The sequence below is a fragment of the Streptomyces sp. NPDC051582 genome (assembly GCF_040681715.1).
Lineage (GTDB): Bacteria > Actinomycetota > Actinomycetes > Streptomycetales > Streptomycetaceae > Streptomyces.
The window spans coordinates 61,123-72,347 of sequence record NZ_JBFAZJ010000038.1; the positions used below are offsets into that span (position 1 = coordinate 61,123).

At 73.5% G+C, this 11,225-nt stretch carries 9 protein-coding genes; 3 read left to right on the top strand and 6 right to left on the bottom strand.

The features are described from left to right. Positions 1 to 218 precede the first annotated feature (218 nt). A complete protein-coding gene (locus tag AB0M92_RS34185) occupies positions 219 to 2,681 on the bottom strand; it encodes a CehA/McbA family metallohydrolase (RefSeq protein WP_366106247.1) in 2,463 nt (820 codons plus the stop codon). Between the two features lie 53 nt (positions 2,682 to 2,734). After that, complete coding sequence (locus tag AB0M92_RS34190; protein WP_366106248.1) at positions 2,735 to 3,526, bottom strand: SDR family oxidoreductase; 792 nt, start codon at positions 3,524 to 3,526, stop codon at positions 2,735 to 2,737. A gap of 141 nt (positions 3,527 to 3,667) precedes the next feature. Between AB0M92_RS34190 and AB0M92_RS34195 the strand changes: the two genes are divergently transcribed. Then, positions 3,668 to 4,240, top strand: a complete 573-nt coding sequence (locus AB0M92_RS34195; RefSeq protein WP_366106249.1) for a TetR family transcriptional regulator — start codon at positions 3,668 to 3,670, stop codon at positions 4,238 to 4,240. 59 nt (positions 4,241 to 4,299) lie between these two features. On the opposite strand, the gene AB0M92_RS34200 is transcribed toward AB0M92_RS34195, so the two are convergent. Both AB0M92_RS34200 and AB0M92_RS34205 read right to left on the bottom strand, forming a co-directional pair. Beyond that, positions 4,300 to 4,707, bottom strand: a complete 408-nt coding sequence (locus AB0M92_RS34200) for a DUF3224 domain-containing protein (protein ID WP_366106250.1) — start codon at positions 4,705 to 4,707, stop codon at positions 4,300 to 4,302. Continuing rightward, positions 4,704 to 5,681 carry a LysR family transcriptional regulator gene (locus AB0M92_RS34205; protein WP_366106251.1) on the bottom strand — a complete coding sequence of 326 codons (978 nt, stop codon included), beginning with the start codon at positions 5,679 to 5,681 and terminating at the stop codon, positions 4,704 to 4,706. Before AB0M92_RS34205 ends, AB0M92_RS34200 begins: the two co-directional genes overlap by 4 nt. A 72-nt stretch (positions 5,682 to 5,753) precedes the next feature. Here AB0M92_RS34205 and AB0M92_RS34210 point away from each other — a divergent pair, with 72 nt between their 5' ends. Next, complete coding sequence (locus AB0M92_RS34210; RefSeq protein WP_366106252.1) at positions 5,754 to 7,334, top strand: amino acid decarboxylase; 1,581 nt, start codon at positions 5,754 to 5,756, stop codon at positions 7,332 to 7,334. A gap of 42 nt (positions 7,335 to 7,376) precedes the next feature. Here the strand turns inward: AB0M92_RS34210 and AB0M92_RS34215 are convergent, their stop codons facing one another. Then, positions 7,377 to 8,330: an ion transporter gene (locus tag AB0M92_RS34215; protein WP_366106253.1), complete on the bottom strand. Its 954-nt coding sequence runs from the start codon at positions 8,328 to 8,330 to the stop codon at positions 7,377 to 7,379. Positions 8,331 to 8,523: 193 nt separating this feature from the next. Beyond that, positions 8,524 to 9,711 (bottom strand): MFS transporter, encoded by a 1,188-nt coding sequence (locus AB0M92_RS34220; protein WP_366106254.1) that lies wholly within the window; start codon positions 9,709 to 9,711, stop codon positions 8,524 to 8,526. Positions 9,712 to 9,887: 176 nt separating this feature from the next. Here AB0M92_RS34220 and AB0M92_RS34225 point away from each other — a divergent pair, with 176 nt between their 5' ends. Continuing rightward, positions 9,888 to 11,114 (top strand): SpoIIE family protein phosphatase, encoded by a 1,227-nt coding sequence (locus tag AB0M92_RS34225; protein ID WP_366106255.1) that lies wholly within the window; start codon positions 9,888 to 9,890, stop codon positions 11,112 to 11,114. The last annotated feature ends 111 nt before the right edge of the window (positions 11,115 to 11,225 follow it).

Below are 11,225 nucleotides of genomic sequence, written 5' to 3' on the forward strand. Positions count from 1 at the left end.
CAGCAACGCGCGCAGGGCGGAAGCGTGCGCGGCGAAGGCGGCCCTGCATCCTTCGCGTTCCGGGTGTTCGGAGTCCTTGCCGAACAGCAGCACCTGGCGTTCGTCGTCGGCGTCGACGGACGAAGACAGGTCCGCGGCGAGGACCAGGAGGCCGACCAGTGGCTGCCGCCTCCTGCCCCGGGGCAGTTGCACCCCGGCACCAGATTCCGGGACGACCTTCAGCCCGCGCTGATGGCCGTCACGTGCGTCGTGCCGTCGCGCAGGGCGGTGATGCGGACCTGACCCGCGGGGAAGGGGTCCCTCCCGTTGGGGCCGGGTACCCGGCCGAACGGTGTCCAGGAGCCGTCCGCCATCCTGACGTTGTGCCAGACGCGTCCGTCGGGCCCGACCGCCACGACCTGGGCCGCTCCGTCGGGCGTCCCGGCGATGCCGATGGAGCTCGCGCCCATGGTGGGGGTGCTGACGCCCCGCGGTGGCCGGAATCCGGACCAGGAGCCGTCGGGCCTGCGCAGTTGGTGGTAGACGATCCCGTCGATCCCGATCGCCAGCACCTGCGAGGAGCCGTCGGGCATCCCGGCGATCGCCAGGGCCGGGCCGCAGAACGTCGCGGCCCCGTCGTAGCCGGCCAGGCGTCCCCAGGGCGTCCACGTACCGCCGCGCCCGCGCACGCAGTGGTACATGGCGCCGTCCGTCCCGTAGCTCAGCAACTGCGCGGAACCGTCGGGCATGGCGGTGATCGCCACCTTCGTCGCACCCCAGCGGCCGCTCGCGGAGGTGCCGGGCAGGGCCCGGAACCCGGTCAGCCCGCCGTCGGCGCGCCGCTGCTGGTGGTACGCGGTGCCGTCCATGGCCGTCGCCACGATCTGGCAGGTGCCGTCGGGGAAGGCCGCGATGTCCGCCTCCCGGACGGTGAAACCGTCCGAGCCGTCCGGTCCCGCGACCCGCTGCCAGGGCTGCTGCGCGGCCGAACCCCGCACGCTGGTCAGCCACAGGCCGTTGTCGGGCGCGACGCCCAGCACCACGGCGGAACCGTCCGCCATGCCAGCCACGGCGCTCTGCACCCCGGCGAACGCGGCGGCGCCGACGGCGCCGGGCAGCGGTCGCATGCTGCTCCAGGCCCCGTCGGGACGGCGCTCGGTGTGGAAGAGCGCACGCCGCTCGACGTCGTACGGGGGCAGTTGCGCGGAGTAGAACCACACCGGGTTGGTGATGGCCACCAGTTGGTCCAGCGTCGTCGAGGCGGGCTTGAGCCGGCGGACCTCAGCCCGGACGAACATCGAGGCCTTGCCCCAGCCCCGCCAGCGCAGTTGGCCCCGGCCGCTCCCGTCGATGCCGGTGGCGGCCATGATGCCCCACTCGGTGTAGAGGGTGGCCACGCTGTCCGGGGCTCCCGTCACGTTCAGGGTCACGTCGACGGCGTCGAAGAAGGACAGGGGCAGTTCCTCGCCCGGCCCGGCGACCGCCGCGCCGGTGCGGGCGGTGAAGTCCAGGGTCACGGCGGCGGACTCGACGGCGTACGAGCGGCCCTGGCGCAGCGCGTCCAGTACGGCGGGGGTCGACAGACTGGCGGCGCGCACCACGTTGTGCGGCCGGCCGACGGCGTCCGCGGGGCTGTGGGCGTCGCTGTTGCCGACTGCGGCGACCCTCTTGCCGAGGCAGAGCATGACGTGCCAGGCGGCTATGTTGGCCGCGTCGTCCAGGGTCCACGGTCCGTTCCACACCTCCAGGGCGTCGACGCGGTCGAGCCCGAACTCCCAGAAGGACCCCGGCGCGGGGGTGAGCGGGTGGGCGGCGACGGCGAGTCCGCCCAGACCGTGCACGCGGCGGACGTGGCTGTCGAACACCCCCTGGTCCGCGGGGCCGTAGCGCCAGTCCACCCATTCGCCCTGGGGCAGGCCGACGGCCAGCCAGTGGCCGTGCCGGGTGGTGACCTCCTCGGCGTTGATGACCAGGAGGTCGGTGGGTACGTTCCCCTTCCACGTCACGCCGGTGGAGCTGGTGTTGTGGTCGGACGTGGCGATGAAGTGGAGCCCCTCCTGGCGGGCGGCCGCGACGATCTCGTCCACCGAGCGCTGGCCGTCGGAGTGCCGGCTGTGCAGGTGCAGATCGCCCCGGTACCAGCCGGGGCCCCGCCCGGGCAGCGCCGTCGGCAGGATGTCGTACGTCGCCCGGGGCAGCGGGTCCCCGTGGTGCAGGGTGACGTCGACCTGCCAGGCCATGCCGCCCGCGCTGGCGACCATGGGTCCCAGGATGACGGACCAGCCGCCCGGCTCGACGGGGCCGGGCACGTAGCCGGGGGTGGCGTCCGCCGCCGAGAGGCTGAACTCGGTGCGTGCGCCGCCCGACCAGCCGCGGAAGCCCGACGGGCCGAAGATGCCGAGGTCCAGGATCCCGGCGGCGGCGTCATGGCCGGCGGCGACGGAGATCCGCTGGATGCCGGCGGGGACGTCGAAGGCGACGTACGCCCACTGGTCGTTGCCGTACGGGGCGCGGCCCGTGTAGGTGGTGGTCACCGTGTCGGTCCCCTGGCCGCGTGTCGAGGCGAGGGCGATCGGCGCGGGGACCAGCGCGGCGGCTCCGCCCGCGGCCAGCAGGGCCGCTAATCGCAGCAGTGACCGGCGCTCGACACCCGGGCCGGGGGGCGGGCCGGGTACGGCGCCGGGGAGGTGTTGGCTCGACACAGTCGTGCACTCCGTTCACCTGAGGGGGCATGGGAGGCGTGCGGTCGTGCGGCCTAGCGGTGTGAGCGTTGGGCTTCGACGATCTGTCGCACGGAGCCGTCGATGCCCGCGCGGGCCTGGATCCGCTCGGCGAATCCGGGGAACTGGCCGGCGATGGCGCTCAGCACCCTCAGTTCCAGCGGCGCCACGTTGACCTCGCACCGGTCGTGGCGAACGGCCCGTACGACCCCGACGGCGACCTGTGCGGGCGTCACGGTCCTGATGCCGCTCGGCGGGGTGGCGCCCGTGGCCGCGAACATCCCCGCGTCACGGACGAAGCCGGGCTGGACGAGGGACACCCCCACCCCCGTGCCACGCAGTTCCTGGCGCAGCGCCAGGGCGAAACCGCGCAGACCGAACTTCGTCGCGTTGTACAGGGAGGTCGACTTGGTCGCCGCCTTGCCGGAGATGGAGCCGACCAGCACGATGTGGCCGCGGCCGCGCGCCACCATGTGTGCCGCGAGCAGGCGGGACAGCAGGACGGGCGCCCGCAGGTTGACGTCGAGAGCGCGGTCGAGCTGGTCCCCGCTGTAGTCCAGGAGGTCACCGCTCGCGGGCAGGGCCGCGTTCGCCACGAGGATGTCCGCCTCGGCGCAGGTCTCGGCGAGCCGGACGACGTCGGGCCGGACGGCCAGGTCGGCGACCACGGTGCGGGCGCCGCAGGCCTGCGCGGTGGCGGTGAGCGCCTCCGCCCGGCGCCCGGTGACCGTGAGGCGGGCGCCCTCGGCCGTCAGACTCGCCGCCAGGGCGGCGCCGATGCCGCCGGTGGCCCCGGTGAGGAGAACGTTCGATCCGGATATGTCCACGCTGACTCCCGTGCGGTGGCCTTGAGTTGTTCGTTCGAACGAACAATAGGGAGCCCTCCGCTACCTGTCCACACCCCGGACGTCCCCTGCTCCCCCGCCCTCCCGGCCCGGTCACGGCGGCCGATGGGGCAGAATGCCGACATGCCGCCTGCTTCCGACACCCGCCAGAGCATCATCGACGCCGTACTGCGGATCATCGGGCATGACGGGGTAGCCGCCGTCACCAACCGGCGGATCGCCAAGGAGGCCGGAGTCTCGCTCGGTTCCGTCACCTACCATTTCGCCACCCAGCACGAGTTGCTGCGCGAGAGCCTCCTGCATTTCGTGGCCGAGGAGACCCGGCACTTCACCGCGCTCGCCGACGCGTGCACCGACGAGCGGTTCGACATCGGCCAGGCGGCCGAGGTGGTGGCCCAGGTCGCGGGCGGCAACGCCTTCGACAGCCGCCACATCGCGCCTTTCGAGCTGTACGTCCAGGCCGGCCGCGACGAACGGCTGCGCGCCGCCGCAGCCGAATGCTTCGCCGCCTATGACCTGCTGGCCGCCCGGATCCTGACCCGTCTCGGCGTCCCGGACCCCGAACGGCTGGCGGCCGCGGCCGTCGCCCTGGTCTTCGGGCAGCAACTGCGCCGCCTCGCCACCGGTGCCCCCGCAGAAGAGCTCGTCGACGCCCTGCTCGTCCTCACGCAGCTCGCCCCGGCACCGGCCGAGTAAGGGGTGTCCGCGAAGTGGCGGCGTCCGCCCACAGGGCGGGCTGCCGGGCCGGTCCGGGCTCAGCCGAGCCCGTAGTCGAACCAGATCCGGTGTGTGCCGTCGGCGTCGACCGCCATACCGCCCGTGCCCGAGATCCCGGCCAGGTCGGCGGTGCCGCTCGACGCAACGATGGTGAAGAACTCCGCCGTGCGGTCACTGCCGGAGGTCGTCGCCGAGTGGACGAAGTTGAAGGCGCCCTCACGGCCCTTCAGCGATCCTTCGAAGGACTCCATCGCCACGTAGGTGCCGACGCCGGTGGCCTGGTCGAACGCGGCGGTGAACAGGGTCGCCGAGCGGCCGGCGACCTCGCCCTCGTAGTGTTTCTCCATCGTCGCCACGCCCACCGGCAGCCCTGTGGCCACCGCCGGTTCGGGCTTCAGCTCGGTGGGGACGAACGCTGACACGGTGAACGTTCCGGTGGCTCTCATGGACCGACCGTACCGATCCCCTCTGACAACGTTCCGCCCGGCGCGGGGGCGTTCCGGTCCGCGCGCGCCCAGCGCTCCGTGATCAGCGCGGCCTGCTCCTGGAGCGCCGAGACCAGCTCCCCGGCACTGCGGGCGGCGGTGGAGCGCAGGACGACGACGCTGATCTCCCGGGTGAGGTCCGGGCCGTCGAGGCGCCGCAGGGCCAGGTCGGGGTGGGGGGCGCCGAGGGCCAGCCGCGGCACCAGGGCGATGCCCGCGCCGGCGGCCACCAGGCCCTGGACCACCGCGTAGTCGTCGGTGCGCATGGCGTGGACGGGCTCGAACCCGTGTTGCGCGCAAGCCCAGGACAGGACGCGGTCGCACGGATCCTGCGGGTCGGCCGCGCCCACCCATTCGGCGTCGCGCAGTGCGGTGAGCGGTACCCGGTCCAGGGCGGCGCACGGGTGGTCCCGCGGCATGACCAGGAGGAGGGGGTCGGTCAGGAGGGGATGGAGCGCGAACTCCTCGTCGAGGTCGAGCCGGTCTCCGGGCTGCGAGAAGACGAGCGCGGCCTGGAGTTCCCGGGCTCTCAAACCGCGCAGGAGCAGCGGCAGTTCCCCCTCCGTGAGCGAGATGTGGACGCCCTGCCGGTGGAGGCGCTTGACGGCGGGGGCGAGCAGGAGGGCGCCGGCGGTCGGGAAGGTGCCGATGTGGAGGGTGCGCATGCCCCGCTCCGCGAGCCCGCGCACTTCCAGCTCCGCGTGACGGAGCCGTTCGAGGACGGCCTCGGCATGCGGCAGCAGGGCTTCGCCGAGCTCGGTGAGCGTCGCTCCGCGCGGTCCGCGCTGCACGAGGCGGGCGTCGAAGTGGGCCTCCAGGGAGGCCAGATGGTGGGTGATCGTCGGTTGCGTGTAGTGCAGCGCCCGCGCGGCTCCGGCGAGGGAGCCCTCCTGGGCGATGGACCGGAGCACCTGGAGGTGCCGCATCTCAAGCATATAGACAGCCTATGGAGCCTCCCATAAAAGTCCAGTATTCCTCTATGGCTCCGACGCTGGCACGCTCCCGGTGTGAACACGCGAACCACCCCTCCCCCGGGCCATCCGCCACCATCCACGGATCAGCTGCGTGCCCCGTACGCCGACGCCCTCCTCGCCCACGCGGGACGGGACTGGCTGCGGCTGAACGTCCCCGGTCACGCGGCCGCCCCCGGCTCGGAACTCGCCGCCGCCTTCGGCGCCCGGGTCCCGGCGCTGGACTTCCCGCCGCTGCTGGACGGCCTCGACCTCGGCGCGCACACCCCGCTGGACGAGGCGCGGGAACTGGCCGCCCGCGCCTGGGGAGCCCGGCGCACCTGGTTCCTGACCAACGGCGCCTCCCAGGGCAACCAGATCGCCTCGATGGTCACCCCCGCCCTGGGCCGCACGCTGGTCGTGCAGCGCAGTGTGCATTCGAGCGTCGTCGACGGGCTGGTGCTCTCCGGCCTGCACGCCGTCTTCGTGCACCCCTCCGTCGACCCCGCCCAGGGCATCGCCCACGGGGTGAGGGCCGAGGAGGTACGCGGCGCCCTGGAGCGGACCCCCGACGCCGCGGCCGTATACGTGGTCTCGCCGAGCTACTTCGGTGCCGTGGCGGACGTACGGGCCCTCGCGGACGCCGCGCACGCCGCCGGGGTACCCCTGATCGTCGACGAGGCCTGGGGGTCGCACTTCGGCTTCCACCCCGCGCTGCCCGAGGGGGCGCTGGCCCTCGGCGCGGACCTCGTCACCTCCAGTACCCACAAGCTGGCCGGCAGCCTGACCCAGTCGGCCATGCTGCACCTCGCCGAGGGCCCCTTCGCGGACCGGCTCGAACCCCTCGTGGACCGGGCCTTCCGGCTGGTGCAGTCGACGAGCGCGAGCGCCCTTCTGACCGCCTCCCTGGACCTCGCCCGCCGGGCCCTGGTCACGGGCGCCGACCGCATCGCCGGTTCGGTCGAGGCCGCGGACAAGATGCGGGGGGTGGTACGGGCGCTGGGCCGCTTCGGGGTGGTCAGCGACGGCTTCCACCGGTTTCCCGACATCACGGCCGCCGACCCGCTGCGCATCGCCCTCGACACCCGCGCCGGCGGGATCACCGGGCACGAGGCGCGGCGGCTGCTCTTCCGGGACCACCAGGTCATGGTCGAAGTCGCCACGGACGCCGCGATCGTCGCGGTGGTGGGCGCCGGGTCCTCGCCGGACGCCGACCGGTTCGTCGAGGCCCTGCACTGCCTGCCCGCCCCGCTGGGCGGGTCAGGCCCGGGCGCTGGCCCAAGCCCGGGGTCAGGCCCGGGGTCAGGCCCGGGGTCAGGCCCGGGGTCAGGCCCGGGGTCAGGCCCGGGCGTACCCGGGCGCGCGCCGCTGCGTCTGCCGCGCCCGGGGGCCGCACGGCTGACGGCCCGCGAGGCCTTCCTCAGCCCGGCGCGGGTGGTTCCCGCCGAGGAGGCCGTCGGCATGGTGTCCGCCGACACTCTGGCCGCGTACCCGCCGGGAATCCCCAACGTACTGCCCGGCGAGGTCATCACCTCCGAGGCCGTCGGGTTCCTCCGCCGTACGGCGGCCGCCCCCGGCGGCCACGTACGCGGGGCTCTCGACCCGGACGTCTCCCGCCTCCGGGTCGTCGCACCCTGACGGCCGGCGCCGGGCCGGCGGTGCCCGCCTTCCGGCGTACGCCTACCGTGCGCCCGCCGAGGCCCCGGCCAGGGAGGGCGATCCGGTCGGGTGCGGCGCCGCCGCGAACGAGGGTTCGAGCCGCGCCTCCATGTCGTCGAGGGCGCTGCGAACCGCCGCGATCCGCAAGCGGAGTTCGTCCGCCCCTTCCTGCGCCGCCCGCACCGCGTCCGCGTGCCCCGCGGGCCGCCGGGCGGCGGCCTCCTCGGCCCGCTTCGCGTCCTCTTCCATCTCGCGCGCCTCTTCCAGGGCGTTGAGGACGACGCCGATCAGCACGTTGACCAGGACGAAGGAGGCGAGGAGCACGTAGGAGGCGTAATAGACGATGCTGAACGGGGAGACCGCCAGTCCGGCGTGGACGGCATCGCCCAGGCCCTCCAGCGTCATCAGCAGGAAGAGGGTCAGGCCGGCCCGGCCGAGGGAACCGTAGTGCGCCGGGTCATGACCGGCGAAGCAGATCCAGCCGATCATCGCGTACACGTAGAGGATCAGGGCGCCCACGAACAGGAAGCTGACCGTTCCGGGGAGGCTGCGGCCGACGGCGACGAGCAGGATCCGCAGCTGCGGCATGAACTTCGCGGTGCGCAGCACCCGCGCCAGGCGCAGCAGCCGCAGCAACGTCGTGTTCTCCCGCAGGAACGGCACGAAGGCCGAGGAGACCACCAGCAGGTCGAACACGTTCCACGGATCGCGGAAGAAAGCTTTCGGCCGGTCGGCGTGCGCGCCGAGGCGGATCAGCATCTCCAGGGTGAACGCCACGACGCAGAACCGTTCGGCGGAGTGGAGGAGGACGCCGTACTCCACGGACAGTCCGCTGTACGTCTCGACGCCCAGCAGCACGGCGTTGAGCAGGATCACCGACATGACCCCCAACGCGAACACGCGCGCCTCGCACACGGTGCGGCAGCGCGCGGCCAGCCTCTCGCGACCGGTGGACATCTGGATGAGGTCTGACATCATGCTCCCTCGCCCGTGCCCGGCATCCGGTCACGGGCCGCGTCGCGCCGCGGCGGCTGCCGAGGCTTTGATCAAGCTCCAGATCGTGTAACGCCGCACGGCCGGATTCGAGTCGCCCCGGCCCGGCACATCGCCCGATCGGGGAACCGTGGCGGCCGGTCGGGCCCGGGTGCGACGGGCACCGCGGCGATGGCTACCCCTCGCGCACGGGGTGACGGAGCAGGTAGAGGGCCGCGGCCGACACCAGCGCGGTCATACAGGCCAGGAAGACGAGTCCGGCCCCTTCCAGGCCGAGGGGGCCCGTCAGTACGCCCACTCCGATCACCGGTACCGAGATGCCCGCGTACGCCACCACGAACAGCATCGAGATGACCGCCGCGCGCCGGCCCGGCGGGGACGCCGCGGCCACCGCGGAGAGCGCCCCGCGGAAGGTCAGACCCTGCCCGCTGCCGCCGACGAGCGCGCTGAGGACCACCAGGGCCAGCAAGTCCCAGTACAGGGCTCCCGCGAGCAGGGCCAGTCCGGCGAGCAGGGTGGCGCAGCCCAGCGGCAGGGAGCGGCCGACCCCGATCCGGCCGACGGCCAGTTGTCCGGCTGTCGACGCGAAGAAGGCGAGTGCGACGACCAGCCCGCTGACGGCCCGGTTGTGCACGCCCAGGGATTCGACGAGGAACGCCGGACTGACGGACGTGAACACTCCGAACAGCGCGAACCCGACGAACGAGGCGGCCGCGGCGGGCACGAACACCTTCCGCACGGAGGCGGGCAGCGCGGGCCGCTGCGGCCGTACCGCCGCGAGCGACTGCCGCTCCCGTACCGTCTCGGGCAGTCGCAGCAGGACGGCGGCCGAGACGGCCACGAGGGCGAGGTGCACGGCGAACGGCAGGTACAACGGCCAGGGAGCGTACTGGGAGAGGACGCCGGCGAGCAGGGGGCCGCAGCCCAGCCCGCCCATGTTGGCGGCCGTCGCCACGAACGTCGCGCGGGAGGAGCCGTCCTTCGGCGCGAGCTCGATGACGTAGGCCGTGGCGGCCCCGGTGAACAGGCCGGCGGACAGGCCCGACAGCAGCCTGCCCGCGTACAGCCAACCCAGCCCGGTGGCGCACAGGAAGCAGCCGGCGCTCGCCGCAGCGAGCCCGAGGCCCGTCAGGAGCACGGGCCGCCTGCCCACGACGTCCGAGGCGTTGCCCGCCAGCAGCAGGACCCCCATGACGGCGAACGCGTAGACGGCGTACACGACCGTGACCTGGAGCTCGGAGAAGCCGAACTTCTCCTGGTAGAGGCCGTAGAGCGGGGTGGGCAGGGTGGTGCCGGCCATGCACACGGCGAACACCGCCCCGCCGAGCAGGCACTGGCGCCATCGTCCGTGATCACCGTCCATACCGCCGACGGTAAGTCGAGCCCGGCGTCCCGGACGGCACGGCATGCCGACGGCGCGCCGCCCCGAAGCGGAAGGGATCCCTTGCCGTGAACGCCGTCGCGGCGAGATCCGCAGGGGCCGATGCGGGTTTATATGGTGAGGTTCTACGACATACTGGGCAGAGAGGTGGGTGGTACATGCCGGATGTGGTGATCGACTACGCGACGGTGTTCCGGCTGCTGCCCGGGATGGTGGCCCTCCTGACCCCGGACCTGGTGTACCTGGACGCGAACGAGGAGTTCCTCCACTCCTCGGGCCGCACGCGGGAGCAGCTGATCGGCCGGTACCTGTTCGACGTCTTCCCCGACAACCCGAACGACCCCGGCGCGAACGGGATACGGAACCTGGCGGCGTCGCTGCGACGCGTCGTGGAAAGCGGCGAGCGGGACGCCATGGCCCTGCAGCGCTACGACGTGGAGTCCGCAGAGCGGCCCGGCGAGTGGGAGGAACGGTACTGGAGCCCGGTGAACGCGCCGGTCTTCGACTCCGAAGGACGGGTCGTGCTCCTGGTGCACCGGGTGGAGGAGGTCACCGAACTGATCCGGGCCCGCAGCCGGCGGACCGGCGGCCGGGCCCAGGTCCTGGAGGCGGAGCTCTACACCCGGGCCCGCGAACTCCAGGAACTCAACGAGCGCCTGCGCGAAGCCCACGCCCGCGAGCGCGAGGTCGCGCTCGCCCTGCAGAACGCGATGCTCCCCGTCACCCGGCCGACCGGGGACACCAGGATCGCGGTGCGCTACCGCCCCGCCGCCGGCTCCCTGAACGTGTGCGGCGACTGGTACGACCTCGTCGACCTGTCCGGCGACCGCATCGCCGTGGCCGTCGGCGACGTGGTGGGCCACGGGCTCGCCGCCGCGGGCGTGATGGGCCAGCTGCGCAGCGCCCTGAGCGCGACCTCGCGCGTCGCCGAGGGCCCGGCCGAGGCCCTGGAGGTGCTCGGCCTCTATGCGCGTTCCGTCGAGGGTGCGGAGAACACCACGGTCGTCGAGACGTGCATCGACTGGGACAGCCGTACGATCACCTACAGCAGCGCCGGCCACCTGCCGCCCGCGCTCGTACGCCGCGACGGCACGGTGGACTTCCTCGATCAGGCCACCGATCCGCCGCTGGGGGCCCGCCCGGAGCACCTCCCGAGACCGCAGGCCACGACCGGTTTCGTCCAGGGCGACACGCTGGTGCTGTATACGGACGGCCTGGTGGAGCGCCGGCGCGAGGACATCGACGCCAGCCTCCAACGGCTGGCCGCCGCCCTCGTCCGCCACCGTGGGGCCGATCCCGAGCGGATCGCGGACGCCCTGCTGGTCGACCTGCTCCCCGTCGGCGGCGCCACCGACGACACGGCCCTGATCGTCGTCCGGCTCTGACGGCAGGCGTGGGGTCCGGGGGGGGGGGGGCGCGCGGCCAGCCCCACCCCCCCCACCCGCTCCAGCGCCACCCGGGGCCGGCCCGGCGCGCGGCCCACCCCGGGGGGGATG

What these genes read in the sequence shown, in the direction of transcription:
- AB0M92_RS34225 (WP_366106255.1), top strand. Translation starts at nt 9,888, where the DNA reads ATGCCGGATGTGGTGATCGACTACGCGACGGTGTTCCGGCTGCTGCCC.
- AB0M92_RS34195 (WP_366106249.1), top strand. Translation starts at nt 3,668, where the DNA reads ATGCCGCCTGCTTCCGACACCCGCCAGAGCATCATCGACGCCGTACTG.
- AB0M92_RS34220 (WP_366106254.1), bottom strand. Translation starts at nt 9,711, where the DNA reads ATGGACGGTGATCACGGACGATGGCGCCAGTGCCTGCTCGGCGGGGCG.
- AB0M92_RS34215 (WP_366106253.1), bottom strand. Translation starts at nt 8,330, where the DNA reads ATGTCAGACCTCATCCAGATGTCCACCGGTCGCGAGAGGCTGGCCGCG.
- AB0M92_RS34205 (WP_366106251.1), bottom strand. Translation starts at nt 5,681, where the DNA reads ATGCTTGAGATGCGGCACCTCCAGGTGCTCCGGTCCATCGCCCAGGAG.
- AB0M92_RS34200 (WP_366106250.1), bottom strand. Translation starts at nt 4,707, where the DNA reads ATGAGAGCCACCGGAACGTTCACCGTGTCAGCGTTCGTCCCCACCGAG.